Here is a 294-nt window from a genome sequence, read left to right as displayed (position 1 = left end):
GACTCGTGGCCTATGTGGAGGCGCAAATCGAGCGCGATATCGCGCTGGGGCGGCTGCACCCGAGCGGACAATTCGGCTCCGAAGCGAAGCTGGCGCGCCGCTATGAGGTGTGTCGGGGCACCATCCGTGAGGCGCTGCGGCGGCTGGCGGCGCGAGGCCTGGTGGTTCAGCGCCCCGGACGCAAGACGCGCGCGGTGGCGTTGGATGAGTCACTGACGCTGGAGAATCTGGGGCTGGCGCTGCATGACGCGAGCAACCCGGATGCCCGGTGGCTTCTGGAGGGCTACTTCAGCC

The 294-nt window shown here is 68.7% G+C and carries 1 protein-coding gene; it reads left to right on the top strand.

All coding sequences use genetic code 11. The annotated features are described in order from the left end of the window. Window positions 1–294 (top strand): FadR/GntR family transcriptional regulator (locus D7Y15_RS43980; RefSeq protein WP_148713067.1); only part of this gene is annotated, 294 nt, incomplete at both ends.

It is taken from the genome of Corallococcus sp. AB030 (assembly GCF_003668965.1).
GTDB classification, from domain to species: Bacteria; Myxococcota; Myxococcia; order Myxococcales; family Myxococcaceae; genus Corallococcus; species Corallococcus exiguus.
The sequence above is the reverse complement of the archived record's forward strand: the minus strand, read 5'-3'. Positions and strand labels throughout refer to the sequence as shown.